Origin of the sequence: Rhodococcus sp. BP-261, assembly GCF_019835205.1 — a bacterium.
Taxonomy (GTDB): domain Bacteria; phylum Actinomycetota; class Actinomycetes; order Mycobacteriales; family Mycobacteriaceae; genus Rhodococcoides; species Rhodococcoides kyotonensis_B.
The window spans coordinates 1-18,527 of sequence record NZ_JABUCO010000043.1 but is presented as its reverse complement, the minus strand read 5'-3'; the positions used below and the strand labels follow the sequence as shown (position 1 = coordinate 18,527).

At 65.3% G+C, this 18,527-nt stretch carries 18 protein-coding genes and 1 pseudogene; 6 read left to right on the top strand and 13 right to left on the bottom strand.

The features are described 5' to 3' along the window. Positions 1-149 precede the first annotated feature (149 nt). Genes HQ354_RS25115 through HQ354_RS25100 form a run of 4 tightly spaced genes read right to left on the bottom strand, consistent with a single transcriptional unit; the run spans position 150 to position 3,296 of the window. Positions 150-476, bottom strand: a complete 327-nt coding sequence (locus tag HQ354_RS25115) for a putative quinol monooxygenase (RefSeq protein WP_068425194.1) — start codon at positions 474-476, stop codon at positions 150-152. A 10-nt stretch (positions 477-486) separates the two neighbouring features. Continuing rightward, the gene (locus HQ354_RS25110) at positions 487-1,512 is read right to left on the bottom strand and encodes an NAD(P)-dependent alcohol dehydrogenase (protein ID WP_068426152.1); all 1,026 of its coding nucleotides are present in this window, start codon (positions 1,510-1,512) and stop codon (positions 487-489) included. A 19-nt stretch (positions 1,513-1,531) separates the two neighbouring features. Continuing rightward, entirely contained in the window at positions 1,532-2,242 is a 711-nt protein-coding gene (locus tag HQ354_RS25105; RefSeq protein WP_068426155.1) for an iron-sulfur cluster assembly protein, read from the bottom strand. Position 2,243: 1 nt separating this feature from the next. Continuing rightward, a complete protein-coding gene (locus tag HQ354_RS25100) occupies positions 2,244-3,296 on the bottom strand; it encodes an amidohydrolase family protein (RefSeq protein ID WP_068425196.1) in 1,053 nt (350 codons plus the stop codon). A 175-nt stretch (positions 3,297-3,471) separates the two neighbouring features. Here HQ354_RS25100 and HQ354_RS25095 point away from each other — a divergent pair, with 175 nt between their 5' ends. Beyond that, positions 3,472-4,947, top strand: coding sequence for a GAF domain-containing protein (locus HQ354_RS25095; RefSeq protein ID WP_222635886.1), 1,476 nt, complete (start codon positions 3,472-3,474; stop codon positions 4,945-4,947). A 228-nt stretch (positions 4,948-5,175) separates the two neighbouring features. Here the strand turns inward: HQ354_RS25095 and HQ354_RS25830 are convergent. Continuing rightward, a pseudogene (locus HQ354_RS25830) lies at positions 5,176-5,406 on the bottom strand (FAD-dependent oxidoreductase); the annotation flags it as partial. Between the two features lie 202 nt (positions 5,407-5,608). Between HQ354_RS25830 and HQ354_RS25085 the strand changes: the two are divergent. Next, positions 5,609-6,064 (top strand): Rrf2 family transcriptional regulator, encoded by a 456-nt coding sequence (locus tag HQ354_RS25085; protein WP_068425202.1) that lies wholly within the window; start codon positions 5,609-5,611, stop codon positions 6,062-6,064. A gap of 20 nt (positions 6,065-6,084) precedes the next feature. Then, complete coding sequence (locus HQ354_RS25080; protein ID WP_222635885.1) at positions 6,085-7,302, top strand: globin domain-containing protein; 1,218 nt, start codon at positions 6,085-6,087, stop codon at positions 7,300-7,302. 81 nt (positions 7,303-7,383) lie between these two features. Here the strand turns inward: HQ354_RS25080 and HQ354_RS25075 are convergent, their stop codons facing one another. Continuing rightward, complete coding sequence (locus HQ354_RS25075) at positions 7,384-8,568, bottom strand: MFS transporter (RefSeq protein ID WP_068425208.1); 1,185 nt, start codon at positions 8,566-8,568, stop codon at positions 7,384-7,386. A 53-nt stretch (positions 8,569-8,621) separates the two neighbouring features. Between HQ354_RS25075 and HQ354_RS25070 the strand changes: the two genes are divergently transcribed. Further along, a complete protein-coding gene (locus tag HQ354_RS25070) occupies positions 8,622-9,806 on the top strand; it encodes an ROK family transcriptional regulator (RefSeq protein ID WP_261769100.1) in 1,185 nt (394 codons plus the stop codon). A 3-nt stretch (positions 9,807-9,809) separates the two neighbouring features. Here the strand turns inward: HQ354_RS25070 and HQ354_RS25065 are convergent, their stop codons facing one another. From HQ354_RS25065 to HQ354_RS25050, 4 genes are all read right to left on the bottom strand, one after another. Beyond that, positions 9,810-10,142, bottom strand: a complete 333-nt coding sequence (locus HQ354_RS25065) for a DUF3140 domain-containing protein (protein ID WP_068425210.1) — start codon at positions 10,140-10,142, stop codon at positions 9,810-9,812. A gap of 2 nt (positions 10,143-10,144) precedes the next feature. Further along, positions 10,145-10,360 carry a DUF2945 domain-containing protein gene (locus HQ354_RS25060; protein ID WP_068425219.1) on the bottom strand — a complete coding sequence of 72 codons (216 nt, stop codon included), beginning with the start codon at positions 10,358-10,360 and terminating at the stop codon, positions 10,145-10,147. A gap of 70 nt (positions 10,361-10,430) precedes the next feature. Further along, on the bottom strand, positions 10,431-11,585 hold the full coding sequence (locus HQ354_RS25055) for an RNA polymerase sigma factor (RefSeq protein WP_068425221.1): 1,155 nt from the start codon (positions 11,583-11,585) through the stop codon (positions 10,431-10,433). A gap of 1 nt (position 11,586) precedes the next feature. After that, the gene (locus HQ354_RS25050; protein WP_068425223.1) at positions 11,587-11,994 is read right to left on the bottom strand and encodes a YciI family protein; all 408 of its coding nucleotides are present in this window, start codon (positions 11,992-11,994) and stop codon (positions 11,587-11,589) included. Between the two features lie 264 nt (positions 11,995-12,258). Here HQ354_RS25050 and HQ354_RS25045 point away from each other — a divergent pair, with 264 nt between their 5' ends. Together HQ354_RS25045 and HQ354_RS25040 are read left to right on the top strand one after the other, a co-directional pair. Next, positions 12,259-12,666, top strand: coding sequence for a VOC family protein (locus HQ354_RS25045; RefSeq protein WP_068426161.1), 408 nt, complete (start codon positions 12,259-12,261; stop codon positions 12,664-12,666). Positions 12,667-12,751: 85 nt separating this feature from the next. Further along, positions 12,752-13,828, top strand: coding sequence for an ABC transporter ATP-binding protein (locus tag HQ354_RS25040; protein ID WP_068425226.1), 1,077 nt, complete (start codon positions 12,752-12,754; stop codon positions 13,826-13,828). 69 nt (positions 13,829-13,897) lie between these two features. Here the strand turns inward: HQ354_RS25040 and HQ354_RS25035 are convergent, their stop codons facing one another. From HQ354_RS25035 to HQ354_RS25025, 3 genes are all read right to left on the bottom strand, one after another. Next, positions 13,898-15,781, bottom strand: a complete 1,884-nt coding sequence (locus HQ354_RS25035; RefSeq protein WP_222635883.1) for a S9 family peptidase — start codon at positions 15,779-15,781, stop codon at positions 13,898-13,900. Positions 15,782-15,861: 80 nt separating this feature from the next. Then, the gene (locus HQ354_RS25030) at positions 15,862-16,482 is read right to left on the bottom strand and encodes a hypothetical protein (RefSeq protein ID WP_084423706.1); all 621 of its coding nucleotides are present in this window, start codon (positions 16,480-16,482) and stop codon (positions 15,862-15,864) included. A 297-nt stretch (positions 16,483-16,779) separates the two neighbouring features. Continuing rightward, on the bottom strand, positions 16,780-18,527 hold a 1,748-nt coding region (locus HQ354_RS25025), incomplete at its 5' end, for an HNH endonuclease signature motif containing protein (RefSeq protein WP_261779042.1).

Here is an 18,527-nt window from a genome sequence, read left to right as displayed (position 1 = left end):
CGAGCCCCAACCCAACAGAACCCAGAACAGCATCCGCACCTCATGGGTGTACACCGGACGTCCCATCGCAACCATCCCTCAATGATCAGGCACGTTGCGATGACTGCTTGAGACCGCCTACATTCGCACGCACGAGCGCCGGAGGCGCCTCACTCGCCCACGGTCATCTCCCCCATCTCGTTCCAGCCGGTCGCGTCGAGGGACTGGCTGATGATCTTCGGGGTGGATACGAGGGCCTGCGGAAGCTCCTCCATGGCTTTCTTGAAGTGGTCGCTGTTCACGTGCGCGCCGCCGGCGTCGCCGTCGCGGAACGCCTCGACGAGCACGTAGACCGCCGGGTTTTCGAGGCTGCGGGACCACTCGAACCACATGTTGCCCTCTTCGGCACGGGTGGCAGCGGTGAACTCGGCGACGTGGTCGGGCCACTTCTCGGTCCATTCGGGCTTCGTCTCGAACTTGACGACGATGAAGATCATGGCGTATTCCTCACGGGGTCAGGATTGCGCGGCCGCGGATGGCGCCTGCGTCGAGATCGTCTATGGCACTTTGGAAGTCGTCGAGCGCATACTTCACCGTGTGCAGCACCACCGATCCTCTGGCCGCCAGCGCCATCAGGTCGCACAGATCGTTGTAGGACCCCACCAGATTACCGACGATGTTGATCTCGGAGGACACGATGTCGATCGTCGGCACATCGATGTTCTCGCCGTATCCGACGACGTAGTAGTTGCCCGCCTGACGCAGCATCGCGACGCCTTCCTTCGTCGCACCTCCTTCGCCGACGAAGTCGATCACCGCCTCACCGCCCGTACCACCGGTCAGCTCGAGTACCTGATCGATATGCGTTCCGTCGGCGACGATTCCGTGGTCCGCACCGATCGACGTCGCAAGTTCGACGGCGGCGGCATTGCGATCGACGACGACGATCTCCGCTGCGGTCAGCGACTTCAACACCTGAATTCCGATGTGGCCCAATCCACCTGCGCCGATGACGACGACGCGGTCTCGCGGCGTCAACAGCTTCGACGCCTTCGCGGCCGCATGGTAGGCCGTCAGTCCCGCGTCGGCGAGGGCGGCGACGTCGGCGGGTTCGAGTGAGTCGTCGATCTTGACGACGCTCCGTGCCGACGTCTTCAAGTACTCGGCGTAGCCGCCGTTCGTGTCGATTCCGGGGAACTGGTTGATCTCGCAGTGCACGTCGTCGCCGGACCGGCACGCACGACAGAGCCCGCACGTGATCAGCGGGTGGACGATGACCTTGTCGCCCTCCTGCACGTTCGTCACGGCGGACCCGACGGCGTGTACCCATCCCGCGTTCTCGTGACCGATCGTGTACGGCAGCTGGACGCCCGATTTCTCGGCCCACTGCCCTTCGAGGATGTGCAGGTCGGTGCGGCACACGCCTGCACCGCCGATCTTGACGACGACGTCGAAAGGCCCTGTGGGCGTGGGTATCGGCAGTTCGGCCATCTGCAATTTGTCGTGGTATCCCACGACCTGTACGGCTCGCATCGTGCTCATCGTTTCTCTCCTAGAGGGCGTCGACCGTGGTGCGGTCGGGGTCGTCGTAGCGGGTGCGCAGGAGCCCGCGGCAGAAGTGCGCGTTGCCGTCGATCGAGATTCGTGTCGAGCGGGCTCGGCGCAATGCGAGCGGAACGTCGATCTCGGCATAGTCGTTTCCGTCGTGGTCGACCATGACGAGGCTGTCCGGAGATGACGGCAGTCCGATGACCCTGCGACGCGACAACAGAGCACGGGTCACGGAGTCATTCGGCAGATCGCCGAGCACGACGCGTCCCATCTCGTTCATCTGCCGCGACGGTTCCGCTTTGAGCAGCGCCGTCAAGCACCGCTCCATGGCGGCCACATGGGCCTTGCGGTGGAAAATCGTTCGGAGTTCCTCCAGATCGTCCTCCGCCTCGTGCAAGAACGTACCCCGATAGCCGGCATCGGCGGCCAACCCCGCGTTGATGATCTTCGAGTCGTGATGGTCGATCAATTCGACTGTCACACTTCGCGTCCAGGGCAAGGCTGTCAGCACATCCTTGGCGTCCGACGCCATCAGGTACGCGAAGTTCGGCGCGCAGAACGACGTCGGCAACCGCAACTGAACCAGCACGTCGTGGTCCGACGAGACGATCAGCGAATGCACGAAGTCGAGATCGGTTATCGGCTCGTCCAATTCGGGATCGACGACCACGCTCAACGCTCGAAATGCCTCTGTTTCACGTGAATCCGACATCTCATGCTCCCACGAGACGATCGTCGTCCATCCGGTCCGCGCCACGCGGGCCGACGGCAGGCTCGTCGGCGTCGGCGAGTCGGAGATCCTCGGGTACCTCGATGTCGTACATCTTGGCCGCGTTCAGCCCCAGAACCTTCTTCTTCTGATCGAGCGTGATCGGTGGGTATTCGCTGAGCTCCTCCGGGATCTGGAAGTCGACGAACGACTCGATCAACCACCGCGGCGTCCACAGCGCATAGTCCGACGAGAACTGGATGCGATCCTCTCCCAGCCAGTACAGCAGTTCACCCATGATCTGCCCGAAGTACTTCGGACGGGTGTGCATGAACGGTATCGCCACCGCGAGACCCGCGTGCACGTTCGGCTCCTGCGTCGCGATCCAACAGAAATCTTCGAGCCGCGGTAGTCCGCAGTGTTCGACGACGAAGTTCAGGTCGGTGAAGTCGGTGGCGATGTGATCGACGTCGGCGACGTCGAAGGCGTCGCGGTCCAGCGGCCGGATGGTCGGTCCCTTGTGAACGTGGATGTTCGTGATGCCGAGTTCTCGGCACACCTCGAGGTAGCGGCGAGTCCAGTCGTCGTCCAGCTTGTAGCCGCGAGAGTCTCCGTGCCACTCGGCGGTGTAGAGCTTGACGCCCTTCAGTCCGAACCGTTCGGCGTCCGCACGAAGCTGGTCGAGTCCGCGCTCACCGTTCCGCGGGTCGAAGTGGTGGTTGTACGTGAGCAGTCCCTTGTGGGCTTGCGTCAACGCCCACGCTTCCTCGGTCTGGCCGAAACCGTTCACGTAGAACTCACCGAGGTGCGCCGGCTGGAAGATCGCATGGTCGACATAGCCGTCGATGAACAAATCCTTGATCAGGCGTTCGCCGCCCTGGTACAGGTACTCGTCGTACGTCCACAGCTCCGACTCCGGCGACAGGTTCCGGTGGTAGTCGTAGAAGCAGTCGATGAACTGCTTGCCGTGGATGTTGCGTTGATTCTCGACGCGCGCATCCCACAGCGCGACGTGCGCATCGACGATGAAGAACTTGTCGTCTCCCTTTTGATACATCTCGCATCCTTCCCGCTTTTCCGGCCAGTGACCGGCACCACACTTGGTGGCGTCGACGCTAGGGCGACGCGGAGACGTCGGGCAGGGCTCGGATGTCTCAATGTGAGACGCGGACATCTCGGCTTCTGGTTGTAACCTGAATCACACATATGCCATCGACGCGCGAGGAAGCCGCTTGTCAGACCTTCGACCAGACCGACCGGCCGCATCCGGCCCGCTCGCGAATCGGGACGACGCCCTCGTCCCGCAGCGGCTGCGCGCGTCCTGGCTCAGAAGCGAGCGCTACGGCGTCTCCGCCGACGCCGTCGAGCCGACGTTCGCCGGCACCGAACCAGCGGAGTCGCTGTTCCACGAATGCGGCAACGAGGTGCTCGCCGATCTGCAACGCACGATGGAGTCAGAGCCGGTCGGCATGATGCTGACCGACTCCGACGGCGTCGTACTGAGCCGGGTCAGCGGCGACCACAGCCTTCTCCGTGCGCTCGACGCAGTTCATCTCGCACCCGGGTTCGGATACTCCGAGCGGGAGGTGGGCACCAACGGCCTCGGTCTCGCGCTCGCCGACATCGCTCCGACGATGGTGCGTGCCGACCAGCACTACTCCCACAGCCTCACCGGATTCACGTGTGCGGCGGCTCCCGTCGTCGACCCGGCCACCGGCAAGCTCGAAGGGGCGGTCAACCTCACGACGTGGTCGCGGACGTCGAGCAACCTACTGCTGACGTTGGCGCGCTCGGCGGCGAGCACGATCGCCGGCTCGATGCTGGCGCGCGGCTCCGAACGTCGCGCGCGGCCGCCGTCGCGTCGCAACCTCTTTCGCATCGAGCACCCGTCGTCGGCCGACGGTCTCGAACTCGGCCGAGCCTGGTCCGAGGCGTCGACCACCGCGTGTACCGCGATGTCGGCGGGCTCCGTCGTCGCGGCAGTCGGTCCGCCGAGTTCCGGTCGCGCGACGCTGCTGGCCCAGGCTGCGCGACGCGTGTTCCCGCGTCACCGCATTCTCTCGGCTGCGGCTCCCGACCTCGCAGACCTGCAGGCGTGGCTCGATCTGTGGTCGTTCGAGGCGGGACGGTCCGACACCGTCGTCGTGTTGCGTGACGTCGACACGCTGCCCGCCTACGCCGCGGGTCAACTCAGAAATCTGTTGTTCACCGCCCAGGGTGCGGCGATGCCCGTCGCACTGACGGCCGAGACGTACCAGGATGTTCCCACCGCGTTGGCCGACGTGGTCACGTCGGTCGCAGCGGTGCCGCCGTTGCGCAATCGCCCCGAGGACGTCATGCCGCTCGCGCGTCACTTCGCCGCGACGTTCCGCGGTCGCGAGGTGGCGTTCTCGCCCGCCGCGGAACGCGCTCTGCGCAACTACGACTGGCCACACGATGCCGCCGAGCTGTCACGCGTGATCGCCCGCGCGATCAATCGCTCGGACATCGTCGACACTCCCGTTCTTCCCACCGAGGTGCTCGCCGGGCCTGCTCGACGGATGTCGTCGATCGAGGCATTCGAGCACGGCGAGATCGTGCGCGTGCTGTCCGGAAAGCTCACGATGCAGCAGGCAGCGGCAGAACTCGGGATGAGCCGGGCGACGCTGTACCGCAAGATCCGCTACTACAAGATCGACGTCGCGCGAGGGCGCTCCGCCTACCGATGATTGGAAGTTCCCGCGAGGGGTTATCTCGCCAGACATGACCGCGAACGAGAACCCCGATCACACCGAGGACGAACCCAAGGGCGGCCGACCGGGTCCGACGGACCAAGGCAAAGACGGCGGCATGGCCACGCGCGAACTCGCACCCGAGATCGCCGAGGAAAACGACGACTGACCGGTCCAGCGCCTGAGCACCGGTTGCCAGTCACCCGACGCACTGTCACCGGCCCACGCCACGTAGCCGTCGGGACGGACGAGCATCGCCGGTCCGTCGTCGCGGCGCCGCGCGCGAGTGTCGAGCATTTCGAGCGTGCGTGCGTGCACGCCGAACGCTCGGCTGAGTGGTGACACCGCGTCATGTTTCTCCAGCACGACGACGGACTTTCCTGCCGACGCCAGCTCGCCTGCCATGGTGCATCCGGCGGGTCCGGCTCCGACGACCACGACATCCACGGTGTCCATGACGGCCTCCTGGGCTTGGGTCAACGGTTGTCGACTTCGACGCTGAACCGGGTCCGCATCCCGGTCAACGCCTGTTGACTCGACCCGGGAATTCAGCGAGTTTTCACCATTCGTGCAGGTACAAAAACCGCACTGTTCGCGGTGTTGCAGTACACACCCGAAAAAGTCGCATCCGCGATGCGCAATTACTACCGTCTGTCGTATGCAGCTGACGCGCTTCACGGACCTCGGACTGCGAGCGTTGATGCTGCTCGCAGCCGCGTCCGACGACGGGCGCCGGGTCACCACACGATCCATCGCCACGAATGTTCACGCGTCCGAGCATCACGTCGCCAAAGCCGTCACCCAGTTGGCCGAACTGGGTCTCGTCGAGTCGCAACGCGGACGCGGCGGCGGACTGTCCCTCACTGCCCAGGGACGAACCGCGACGGTGGGACAGGTCGTCCGCCGACTCGAGGGTGACGCGGACGTCGTCGACTGCGTCGGCACGCGCCCGTGCCCACTGCTTCCTGCGTGCAGACTGCGTCGTGCACTCGCGGACGCGAAGGAAGCGTTCTACCGCGAACTCGACGGTCACACGATCGGCGATCTGACCGACAACGCCGTCCTCCCTCTGATTTCTTCACTTCCCCTCCTGCCCGGCACCGCCGGACGCTGAGCCCGAAAGGCCCCGTAGCCATGACCGAGACGACCCATGCCCACACCCCGGTGACGCCCTCGGCGCCGGACGAACTCGACGAGCATCACGCGGCCGTCATCCGCGCGACGCTTCCGCTCGTCGGCGCCAACATCGACGCGATCACGACGGAGTTCTACCGCCGCTTGTTCGAGGCCCACCCATCGCTGAAGCAGAACCTGTTCAACCGCGGGAATCAGGCTCGCGGCGCCCAACAGCGCGCTCTCGCAGGCGCAGTCGCGACTTTCGCGACACACCTCGTCGACCCCGATCTGCCGCACCCCGTCGAGTTGCTCTCGCGCATCGGGCACAAGCACGCGTCGCTCGGAATCACGGCCGACCAGTACAGCGTCGTACACGAGAACCTCTTTGCAGCGATCGTCGAAATCCTCGGCGCCGACGTCGTTTCGGCCGACGTGGCGGCCGCATGGGACCGGGTCTACTGGATGATGGCGGATACGCTGATCGACCTGGAACGACGCCTGTACGAGATCGCCGGCGTCGAGGCCGGGGACGTGTTCCGACGCGTCACCGTCACCGAACGCGTCGACGACCCGTCCGGTGCCGTGTCGATCTCCGTCGAAGACCCGGCGGTTTCGCTGCCTGATTTCACTGCGGCACAGTATGTTTCGGTCGGCGTGACGCTTCCCGACGGCGCACGGCAGCTGCGTCAGTACAGCCTCGTCGGTGCACCCGCCACCGGTGTGTGGACGTTCACGGTCAAGCCTGTCGACAACGAGGGCACGCCCGCGGGCGAGGTGTCCACCTGGATTCGCGACCACCTGCGCGTCGGCGACACGATCGACGTCACGTTGCCGTTCGGCGACCTGGCCTCGGGAACACTCGGATCGCGTCCTGTGGTGCTCGTGTCGGCGGGCATCGGCATCACACCGATGATCGGCATTCTCGAATTCCTTGCCGCCGAAGCGAAGACCTGTAAGGTATTGTCGCTGCACGCCGATCGTTCGGAGCAGACACACCCTTTGCGTGAGCGGCACGCACAGCTGATCTCGGAACTGCCGTCGGCGTCGCTCGATGTCTGGTACGAGCAGCGCGGCCTGATGGATCTGAGTGAGACCGCGTTCCCCGACGACGCCGAGTTCTACCTGTGCGGCAACGTCGGGTTCACCCGGTCGGCTCGAGACCAGCTGACACTGCGCGGGATCCCCGGGGAGCGCGTGCACACCGAACTCTTCGCGCCGGACGACTGGCTGGTCTGAGCCGACGCCTCGGTCAACATCCGTTGACGCACGAGGACGTCGTCCGGTGGGTCGACCCGACGTCACGCGGTATCTGACCGACTAGACCCGGTCAGGAAACGCGCGCCGGGAGACGACGGCGATGATCAAGCCGCACGCGAGAACCCCGGCAGCGACCCATGCCAGGTTCGACACCCCCAGAGCGGGAAGCAACGCCGCCCCGATCGCCGCGCCGGCCGCGATCCCGATGTTCGACGACGCGTTCACCCACGCACCGGCCAGTTCCGGTGACGTCGCGTGTGTGCGCACCGCGGACGACTGGTAGATCGACGGCACACCGCCGAACGCACCGTTCCACATCGCTGCCGCGATCACGACGGCGATCGCCGACGGATGGGCCCACCCCACGGCGAGCACGCCGATCGACACGATGGACAGGATCACGACGGTGGTCCGACGCGGATTGCGATCCAGCATCTGGCCGGCGAACCACAGTCCGGCCAGGCCGCACGCTCCGCAGACGAGCAACAGGGGTCCGATGGCCGAATTGCTCACTCCCGCAGCGAGGAACAGCAGGCTGATATAGGTGTACAGAATGTACTGTCCGACGTAGGTGACGGCGTTCGACGACACGACGGCCGTCAATTGGCGCCGACCCGCACCGACACCGTCGGGCCGCTCGGGAGTCTCCGACGTGACCGGCGGAAGGAAGCGGGCAACCAACACGAGCGTGATCGCCGACGCCACCGCAAGAACCACGAACGCCGCTCGCCACCCCATGGCCGTGCCCAGTGACGTCGACACCGGGACGCCGAGCACGAATCCGACCGACGCGCCGCCCGTCGCGATCGCCAACGCCTTGCCGACCTGGCCGCGGTCGACCAGCCGAGGTGCATAGCCGATGCACAGCGAGAAGAACAGGGCGTGTGCGGCGCCGCCGATCGCGCGTCCACCGACGACGACTGCGAAGGTCGGCGCCGCCGCCACCACGGCATTGCTGACGACGTACCCCGCAATCGTGGCCAGCAGCAACGGCTTTCGCGGCAACGACCGCGTCAGGATGGTCATCGGCACGGCCAACAGAGCGACCATTCCGGCGTAGAGGCTCACGAGCAGACCCGCCGTCGACTCGTCGACGGAGAACCCGGAGCCGATGGCGGGCAACAACCCGACCGGGAGCATCTCCGTCGTCACCGCAAGGCAGGACGCGACGGCAAGCGAGATCAAGCCGGGGAGCGTGGCCCGGACTGTTCGGGCACCACCGCCCGCGGCGTGAGTCGTCGTCATGCGTTCTGAATATACTCAGCCGCCGAGTTTAATCAAGTGCGATGATGACGGCGATGAGTCGACCACAGGACAGCACCGCCGCACGCTGGCACGGAGCCGCCCAACTCGTCGGACTCGTGCGCGCCGAACCGGGCATCACCCGAGCGACCGCCGCGCAGAGGCTCGGCATCAGCAGCGGCGGGGCCACCGATCTCGTTGCCCGCCTTCGTGCCCATGAACTGCTCGACGAGGTTCCGGCTCCGAGCAGAGGGCGTGGCCGTCCGACGACGGTGCTGCAGCCACACGCGCGTGGGCCGCTCGTCATCGCCGCCGACCTACGTCCGAAAGACTGGAGTCTGGCGCTGGCCGACATCGGCGGGCAGCCGAAATTCGTCACCCCGACGCCCCTCGACTCGCCCGATCCGGCACAGCTCGTCGCGGAGGTCGCGTCCGCAATTCGCGACGCGTACGACCGTGAACCGGGCCGGGTTCGGGCGGTGTCGGTGTCGGTTGCGGGCACCGTCAGCGACGACAGGCTCGTTCAATTCACGCCGCGCGGGTGGTCCGACGTGGATCTCAGCCCACTGACCGCCGCCCTCCCCCGCCACCTCGACATACCGTTGCTGATCGGGAACGACGCCACGCTGGCGGGCTTGGCCGAGGCGAGAACCGGTGCGGCACACGGCGCCGGGACCGCGTTGCATCTGATGATCGGCGTCGGACTGGGAGGCGCGTTGGTCGTCGACGGCGTTCCAGCGATGGGCGCGCACGGCGCGGCAGGCGAGTACGGCCACATCCCGTTCGGTGACCCCTCCCAGGTGTGTCCCTGTGGCGCGCAGGGCTGCTGGGACCTGACGATCGACGGCCGCGCCCTCGCGCGGCACATCGGGGAAAAGGCGCCCGTAGATCCGATCGCGTACGCACGCGGCATCGCCGGGGGGAACAACCTGTCCGACAACAGGATTCGCGGCGCATTCGACGCCGTCGCGACCTCCATCGGGCGTGGCATCGCGGGCCTGGTCAATCTGCACGACCCCGACGTCGTCACGCTCGGCGGGCTCGCCCCGACACTGCGGGGAGCCGCGTCGGACAGCTTCGACGCGGCATACCGGCAGGGCCTCATGGCTTTTCGTAAGAATGCAGCGCCGCCCGTTCTCGACGGCCTCCACGGCGACGACGGGCCTTTGCATGGCGCCGTCGCAATCGGACTCGATCACGTGACGTCGGAGCAGTCGCTGGCGGAGTGGGCTCGGCAGTAGGCGCTACTTCTTCTGGGGGTCGTGGCCCCAGTTCATCAGCGAGTACCGCCACGGTGTGTCGCTGACATCGCCCTTGGGCCTCTGCGCGGAATGCCGATTGATGTACCCGACGACTTTCCGCATGTGCTTGTAGTCGTCGTCCGTCAGATCGGCTTTCTTCGTATGCAGGATGTCGACGATGCGACGGCCACTTTCGTGACCGGTGGATTCGCCACCGTCCTTCTTCTGCCCGACGTCTTTCGACTCGTCCGTCTTCAGAAACTTCTCGAGCTCGCCCGCGGTCATGTTGACCGCGTCCTTGAAGTCCTTCCAGGTGTCCTCGTGGTCGTCGGCCATGGTCAGGACTTCTTCTTCAGCGCCGACGGCTTGTGCACGGCGTCCTTGCCGGACTTGTCGCTCTCGACGCGGTATTGAGGTTCGTCCTTCGACGCCTTGACGGTCCGGCCTGCGGCTTCCTTCTCCGAGGTGATCTTCTCCTTGACCTCACCCTCGGCCGTGCTGCCGTGGCTTTTCCATTCGACCTTGTCGCCATTGTGGAACTCGTCTTTGCTCATGGGGTCACGGCTACCCGTCCGCGCGAGATCTACTCCCCTGTTGTGCGGTTTCGACGCTTCGAGGCACACATCAGGAGGGTAGATTTCGCCGCGATCCACCGAGTCGCGCCGCCTGGGTCGCCAGGTGACGCCGCTCGGCGAGGGTGGTCGCAGCCTCCGCCGCCTCGGCGAACAGCGTCGCAGCGGTCTCGAGATCGCCCGCCTTCTCGTGCAGGTACGCCGACGCCGCGGCATAACGCGGCACACCTGGATCGATCCGCGCGAGCGCTGCAAGACCCGCCGCAGGACCGTCGGCCTCGCCGACCGCGACTGCGCGATTGAGTCCGACGACGGGGCTGTCGGTGATCGCCTGCAGCTCGTCGTACCACTCCACGATCTGGACCCAGTCGGTCTCGTCGGCGCGAGGCGCGTCGGCATGCAGCGCGGCGATCGCGGCCTGTGCCTGGAACTCGCCGAGTCGATCGCGTCGCAACGCCTTCTGCAGGATGTCGACGCCGTCGGCGATCATCGTCGTGTCCCACAGGCTGCGGTCTTGCTCGGCCAAGGGCACCAACGTGCCGTCGCTGCGCGTCCGGGCCGGCCGCCGAGCATGATGCAGCAACATCAACGCCAGCAGTCCGGCGGTTTCCTCGTCGTCGGACATGGTGTGCAACTGCCTCGTCAAGCGGATGGCTTCCGACGCGAGGTCGACGTCGCCGCTGTAGCCCTCGTTGAAGATCAGGTACAGCACCCGGCGGACGGTCGCAGGATCGCCCGGTTCGTCGAATCGGACGTCCGAGACGGTCTTCTTCGCGCGGCTGATGCGTTGTGCCATCGTCGTCTTCGGGACGAGGTAGGCCGCCGCGATCTGTTCGGTCGTCAGACCACCGACGGCCCGCAACGTCAGCGCGACCGCGGACGCCGAGCTCAGCGACGGGTGCGCACACAGGAAGAACAGATGCAGTGTGTCGTCGCGACTCTCGGCCGGGCCCGGCGGCGGCTCGGCGTCGACGCGTAGCTCGCGCTCGCGTCGAGACATCTCGGATCGGTGAGCGTCGAGAAACTTGCGCCACGCGACGGTGACGAGCCAGCCCTTCGGATCTGCAGGCGTTCTGTCGGGCCAGGATTTGAAAGCCTGCAGCAGCGCCTCCTGAACGGCGTCCTCGGCCGTCGCGAAATCGAGTCCGCGACGGACGAGCACACCGATCACTGCGGGAGTGAGCTCCCGGAGCAGCTGTTCGTTCATGTCACTCGGTGACGGTCGGGGGCACACCCATCAACGGACGAACTTCGAGCCACTCGTGGATCGGCTTGCCGTGTGCGCCGGGCGCGGCAGACAGTTCGCCTGCGAGTTCGAGGGCGCGGTCGTAGGTGTCGACGTCGATGATCATGAACCCGGCGATCAGGTCCTTCGTCTCGGCGAACGGCCCGTCGGTCACAGGCGGCTTACCCTCGCCGTCGTAGCGGACCCAGGCGCCCTCGGAGGACAGCGCATGGCTGGCGACGAACTCACCGGTTCCGCGAAGCTTGTCCGCGAAATCTTCCATGTACTGCATGTGCGCATCCACCTCGTCGGGTGCCCACTGGTCCATCGGGACGTCGTTCACTGCCTCGGGGGCGCCGCGGTAATGCTTCAGGAACAGGTACTTCGCCATGACTGTCTCCTTCGGTATCGGGCAGCCCCTGTGGCTGCATCCACCCCTGGGACGGAGCCGAAGGACCGTTGTCGACATGGTTCCAGAACTTTTTTCGTTTCGGGCGGTCACACGGGCCGCGCTTTCCTACGATCGACGTGCGGGGCCAGCATGTCGATGATCGGCGATGTCCGCCGTCGGCGATGATTTTCGGTCTCGCTGCGTGTCTCGATAGATGTCGTAGAACTGCGAATATTTCGAACCGACTCGACTGTGGAGATGACGATGACTACTCGACTCAACCCGTACCTCGGCTTCCGAGGCGACGCGCGCACCGCAATGGAGTTCTACCAGGGTGTCTTCGGCGGCGAACTGACGATGAACACGTTCGCCGAGTTCGGCGCCAGCGACGACCCTGCCGACAAGGACCAGATCATGCACAGCCAGCTCGAGACACCGAACGGGCTGACGCTGATGGGCGCGGACACCCCGGCTAGCATGCCTCTCGACGTCGGCAACAACGTCTCGGTCTCGCTCAGCGGTGAGGACGAAGCCGAACTGACCGGCTACTGGGACAAGCTCGCCGTCGGCGCCCAGAACACGATGGGACTGAACAAGGCGCCGTGGGGCGACACCTTCGGGATGCTCACCGACAAGTTCGGCATCAACTGGATGGTGAACATCTCCGGGTAGCCCTGCTCTACGGTAGGTTCCTTCACCGACACCCGTCACTCGGATCGTCCGGCACGTTCCTGCCGGTGAAGGGATCTACTTTCTCATGGCTTCGATTACTTTCGACCGTGCCACCAGGCTGTTTCCAGGTTCCGACGCGCCCGCCGTGGACGCGTTGGACCTCGAGATCGCCGACGGCGAATTCCTCGTCCTCGTCGGCCCATCGGGTTGCGGCAAATCGACGTCTCTGCGCATGCTCGCGGGCCTCGAGGAGGTCGACAGCGGCCGAATCCTCATCGGCGGCAACGACGTCACGCACGCCGAGCCCAAGGAACGCGACATCGCGATGGTGTTCCAGAACTACGCGCTGTACCCGCACATGAGCGTCGCCGAGAACATGGGCTTCGCCCTCAAGCTCGCCAAGGCGAGCAAGGAGGAAATCCGTACGCGGGTCCTCGAAGCCGCCAAGCTGCTCGACCTCGAGCAGTACCTCGACCGCAAGCCCAAGGCACTGTCCGGCGGTCAGCGTCAGCGAGTTGCCATGGGACGGGCCATCGTTCGCCAGCCGCAGGTATTCCTGATGGACGAGCCGTTGTCGAACCTCGACGCCAAACTGCGCGTCCAGACGCGTACGCAGATCGCACAATTGCAACGCAGACTCGCCACCACGACCGTCTACGTCACGCACGATCAGGTCGAAGCCATGACGATGGGCGACCGCGTCGCAGTGCTGAAGGGCGGGGTCCTGCAGCAGTGCGCGTCACCGCGTGAGCTGTACCGGACTCCGGCCAACGTCTTCGTCGCCGGCTTCATGGGATCACCGTCGATGAACCTGTTCCGAGTCCCTGTCGCCGACGGCGGAGTCCGCATCGGCAACCAGGTCGTTCCCGTGTCCCGCGCCGCGCTGGCCGGATCCACGGGCGCCGACGTCGTCTTCGGTATTCGCCCGGAGCACGTCGAGATCTCCGAGTCCGGACTGAAGCTCGAGATCGACGTCGTCGAGGAACTCGGTTCGGAGGCCTTCGTCTTCGGGCGGGCGGACATCAACGGATCGCCGCAGACCATCGTCGCCCGCGCCGACTGGCGTGACCCGCCGCAGAAGGGCGAGGTCGTGCACATCCGGTTCGACGAGGCGCACGCACACGTCTTCGACGGCGCCGGGGATGGCGTGCGGCTGAGCTGACGGCTCCGCCTTCGACACCGAGGGGCGCCTTCGGTCACTCTGAGTGACCGAAGGCGTCATTCGCTCCGATCAGACTCGATGTCCACCCAGATGCTCGGCCAGGAACCTCTCCACCTCACGGTAGAAGCCGATGCTGTTCTCCGGGTTGACGAAGCCGTGCCCCTCGTCGTCGTACACGATGTAGTCGATGTCGACTCCCCGAGCCCGCAGCCGTTCGACGACGTTGTCGGACTCGGCCTTCACGACGCGGGCATCGTTGGCGCCTTGGGCGATCAGCAGCGGCGTGGTGATGTCGTCGAGACGAGTGATCGGTGAGCGGGCCAGCATGTCCGCTTCCTGCTCGGGAATTGCCGGGTCGCCGACGTACAGGTACCAGTTGTTGACCAGGCCGGGACGCGCGAAGGCCGGCTGAGTCCGCATGAAGTTGGCCAGGTCCGAAATTCCCACGTAGTCGACGGACGCAGCGAAGACGTCGGGCGTGAATGCGGCACCGACGAGGGCCGCGTACCCGCCATAGGATCCGCCCATGATCGCGACGCGATCCCTGTCCGCGTATCCCTGAGCAACGGCCCATTCGACCCCGTCGATCAGGTCGTCGTGCATCTTGCCCGCGAATTCACCGATCGCAGCCTTCGTGTGCGCCTTCCCGTACCCGGTCGATCCGCGAAAGTTGACCTGCAGCACCGCATATCCGCGATTGGCCAGGAATTGCACGATCGGCACGTACCTCCAGGCGTCGCGGTACCACGGACCACCGTGGACCAGAAGAATCATCGGCAAACCCACAGGTTCGACGCCGACCGGAAGTGTCAGGTACGACGGCAGTTCCAGTCCGTCACGGGCGGTAATCGTCACCGGGGTCATCGGCGCCATGTCGTCGGGATTCAGATGCGGGTAGGGACGGAACAACTTTCGGCTCTCGCCCGTCGTGTGGTCGTAGTAGTAGGTCACTCCGGGATCCCGGTCGTGCGTGAACGCCACCACCCACTTTCGGCCACTGTCGTCCGAGGACAAAGCGCCGATGTCTCCGTCGGACAACGCATTCAGATTCTTCACGACCTCGGCGAACTCCGAGTCGAACGTGTGAATCACCTGCCGTTCGCCGAGGTAGCGGGCTCCGATCAACTCACCCGCCTTGTCGAAGATCAGCGGTGACTCCACCTGTTCGACGGCTCGGCGAGCAGCATCCAGTTCCAGCGTCGGATGACTGTCGACGACAGTCTCCTCTCCCGTGTCCAGGTCGACGCGGTTCAACCGAGTGAGATCGCTGTCGGTCGTCGACGCGACCCACAATCCCGTGCCGTCGGCCGTGGGGTGGATGACGCCGACGCCCATCGGATAGTCGGCTCCCTCGAACGTCGTCACGTGCTTGACGACGTCCGAGCCCTTCTTTCGACGCGCAACGTTCATGCCGCCCTGCGCAGTCATCTCGAAGAGCAGGAGATCGCCCCCGACGCCGGGGGTCCAGGACTGGCCGGGCCCGGGGCTCTCGCCGATCATCGTCAATTCACCTGTGGCGATCTCGAGTTCGTACAGATCGAACGCCGCCAGGTCGCGGGCATTCATGAGCAGCGTGACGACGCCCTCCTTCTCGCGCGAGCGTTCCAGCGCGTAGACCCGCGATCCAGGAAACGGCGTCAGGTCGACGGCATCGGCGTCGGGATCGTCGAGGTCGACGCGAAAGACGTGATGGTTTTCGTCACCACCCGAATCCTGAAGGTACAGAAGCCACCGCGGGTTGTCCGTCCAGTGGTAGTCGAGCACGCTCCGAACGTCGTCGGCCGTCACACATCTTGCGTCGTCGTTGCCGTCGACATCCTGAACCCACACGTTGAGGCGGTTCTTCCATGGGGCCAGGAAGGCAATTCTGTTGCCGTCCGGCGAGATCGACGCTCCGGTCCGTGCCGGGGGTCCGAAGAAGTCGTCGAGGGAAATCAGTTCGGGTGCGTTCATCATTCTTCCTTCCATTTCTCTTCTCGGTTCTGGGGTTTCGGTATGGCCGCATGTCGGTCGCGAGGCGCATGGGGTCGATCTCAGGACGCGGCCCAGATCGTTTCGAGATCCAGAATCTTGTTGTGACGCAACGTCAGGACACGTTCGGTCGCTGCGAGAATGCCTGCGACGACCAGCGTCGTGTTGGCCCAGGCGGGTAATTGGATCGGCGACACGAATGTGCCGAACTGTTCTGCGACCATCGGTACCTTCGTTGCGATCTCGAGCGCGAACGACGCGGCCAGTACGAGGTTGACGACCAGAATGGCGATCGCTGCCCAGCCGATCGCGCGACTGAGCCTCGGGTGGCGACGATCGAAGCGTCGGCGACGGTACTCCAGCGTGCCGGGGACAGGTGCGAGTCTGCGGCCGGTACCGTCGTCGGACACGAAATCGACTCGCGTGACGCCGTACAGCGAGACCGCCACCTCGATGGTGCCGCCGTCGATCTCGATGGAGGCGGGCAGGTCGTTCGTGGTGGCGAGGTATCCGTTCTCGTACAGCTGGACCGTGTCGTCCTCGGACAGCGAGTCCACCTCGACGGTGTACAGGATGGGCACGCCAGCCGATGACGGCCGCTCCAGCGTGTACAGATACCGGTTCAGCACCTGCCACGGCCTGAACGGACTCAGGCGCTTCGCGGGCGTAGGTTGCTCGTTCACGCTGTACAGAGTCGTCGGTACGCCGCATTCTCGACAGTGCACACACGCACGAGTTCTGGTTACAGCATCACGGGTGGAGCATGACATCTGTCATGAGGATGCCCGGCTCAACGGAATTACGCGATGGTTCGGTTGCGCTGCAACGGTTTACGTGCGGCAGTTCGGGGCAGGGTTTCCGGGCAGCACTGTAGGCGGCACACGTCGGGCTTCGTGTGTGCCGCTGGGCGCGGATGTAGTTGTCGACCGGCTCAGCTGGGGCGGGCCGTCCTGCAGCCCACCACCCCAGCCGCCGCCGAATCAGGCGGCCGGTGGATCGGCCTCCTCACCAACCGAATTCGGCCCGCCCGCAGATCCTCTACCGCCCGACACCCCGGTCGCCGGCTGCCCAACGGGTGTTCCCGCATCGGACCGGGTGGCCTGATCGTCGCGAATGTCATCGAAAAGCTCGGGCTGGACGGGATCGGACTGGAGGGTCTCAGGCTGGACGGTCTCGGGCTGGCAGGTAGCGGACTGAAGGGTCTCGGGCTGGACGGTCTCGGGCTGGCAGGTCGCGCGCGTGTCCGCCTCGGACACAGGCACACCCGACGCAGGGCTATCCGGCGCGGGCATGTCCGGTAGCGGAACCTCAGGGCAGGGATAGATGTATTCGTTCGGGTGATGAAAATGATTGACCCGCCCCCTCCGGCTCGGATCGATCGACGCCGGCGCATGCCACAACGTACGCCCCGGATAGGGATGGTTTGCGCCGGCTTTCGTTGTCGCCCAATCGTTGTTCCCCGGCCCCACCAACCGATGATGCTGATCGCAGCCAAACGTCAAATCCTCGATATCGGTATTACCGCCGGCCGCCCACTCCTTGACGTGATGGACCTGCGACCACGTCGCCGGACGAGTGCAGCCCGGAAAGCTACAACCCCGATCGGCTGCGATCAGCACGATCCGCTGATCCTCCGACGCAATCCGCTTGGTCCGCCGCAACTGCAACGGCCGCTCCTGCTCATCGAACAACACCAGATAGTGATGCGCGTGCGAGGCCATTCGAATGGCATCCCGCATCTTCACCAACGACCCCGTCGCCGTCACCGCATGACCAGTGCCAGCCTCGAGATCCTTCCACGACATCGACACCACCGCCGTCACCGGCAACCCCCGATGCCGACCCATCTGCCCCGACGCCAACATCTGCCGAAACACCATCTTCACCGCATCATGCTGACGCCGACCCCTACCCCGCCGATCCCGACCCGCCCGCTCTTCAGCCGCCTTGTCTGGGGCAGTCTTGTCGGTAGCGGCCCCGTCTGCAGCAGTCCTATCTGCCGCGGCCGTGTCGGTAGAGGCATTGCCTGCAGCAGGGGTATCGGAATCGTCGACCCCCGGCTCGAACAACCCTTCATCCGTGCCGGCCGAATCGGTACCGTCGCCGTCCGAGCCAGTCGAACCGTCGTCACCACCCGAGCCGGTCGAATCATGCTCGGCGTTAGGGCCATCCAAGACCTCCGCGTCGCCCGTGCCGGTCTCGGTGTCGGCGTCGGGGTCATCGGCCGCACCGGAGTCACCGGGCGCGTCAAGGTCACCGGTCGAGTCAGGGTCACCGGGGACGTCGGGATCATCGACCACCGGCGAAAGATCGGCACTGTTGCACTGCCCCGGCTTGGCCCACTTGGCCAACACCGCCTCCAAATACGCCCGAAACTCCGCATCGACAACCATCCGCACCTTCGACAACCCATCCGGACCCTGCTCCTCCAACCGCACATAACACCGATCGGCCACCCGCTCCGGACTCTCGTCCTCCCCATCCGGATCGAGCACGTCATACAACCGGCCCGCCGCCGCCTTGAAATGATCCGGACCCAACTCCCGCGCCAACTGCGCCAACTGCGCCTCCGCACGCTCGCGCGTCTCGACATCGACCTTTCCACCCAACCGGCGAAAGAACTTCCGCACGATCTGCTGATGCTCCTCCCCGATCACCCCGTCCTCACCAGCCCGCGAGGTATCCGCCGACAACGGCTCCAACCGCTCCCCCGTCAACGACGTCCGCT

Bases quoted from the DNA above. Each gene is read 5' to 3' on its own strand.
- HQ354_RS25085 (WP_068425202.1), top strand. From the start codon at position 5,609: ATGCAGCTGACGCGCTTCACGGACCTCGGACTGCGAGCGTTGATGCTG.
- HQ354_RS25055 (WP_068425221.1), bottom strand. From the start codon at position 11,585: ATGAACGAACAGCTGCTCCGGGAGCTCACTCCCGCAGTGATCGGTGTG.
- HQ354_RS25035 (WP_222635883.1), bottom strand. From the start codon at position 15,781: ATGAACGCACCCGAACTGATTTCCCTCGACGACTTCTTCGGACCCCCG.
- HQ354_RS25075 (WP_068425208.1), bottom strand. From the start codon at position 8,568: ATGACGACGACTCACGCCGCGGGCGGTGGTGCCCGAACAGTCCGGGCC.
- HQ354_RS25110 (WP_068426152.1), bottom strand. From the start codon at position 1,512: ATGCGAGCCGTACAGGTCGTGGGATACCACGACAAATTGCAGATGGCC.
- HQ354_RS25040 (WP_068425226.1), top strand. From the start codon at position 12,752: ATGGCTTCGATTACTTTCGACCGTGCCACCAGGCTGTTTCCAGGTTCC.
- HQ354_RS25070 (WP_261769100.1), top strand. From the start codon at position 8,622: ATGAGTCGACCACAGGACAGCACCGCCGCACGCTGGCACGGAGCCGCC.
- HQ354_RS25080 (WP_222635885.1), top strand. From the start codon at position 6,085: ATGACCGAGACGACCCATGCCCACACCCCGGTGACGCCCTCGGCGCCG.
- HQ354_RS25105 (WP_068426155.1), bottom strand. From the start codon at position 2,242: ATGTCGGATTCACGTGAAACAGAGGCATTTCGAGCGTTGAGCGTGGTC.
- HQ354_RS25050 (WP_068425223.1), bottom strand. From the start codon at position 11,994: ATGGCGAAGTACCTGTTCCTGAAGCATTACCGCGGCGCCCCCGAGGCA.
- HQ354_RS25100 (WP_068425196.1), bottom strand. From the start codon at position 3,296: ATGTATCAAAAGGGAGACGACAAGTTCTTCATCGTCGATGCGCACGTC.
- HQ354_RS25060 (WP_068425219.1), bottom strand. From the start codon at position 10,360: ATGAGCAAAGACGAGTTCCACAATGGCGACAAGGTCGAATGGAAAAGC.
- HQ354_RS25115 (WP_068425194.1), bottom strand. From the start codon at position 476: ATGATCTTCATCGTCGTCAAGTTCGAGACGAAGCCCGAATGGACCGAG.
- HQ354_RS25045 (WP_068426161.1), top strand. From the start codon at position 12,259: ATGACTACTCGACTCAACCCGTACCTCGGCTTCCGAGGCGACGCGCGC.
- HQ354_RS25065 (WP_068425210.1), bottom strand. From the start codon at position 10,142: ATGGCCGACGACCACGAGGACACCTGGAAGGACTTCAAGGACGCGGTC.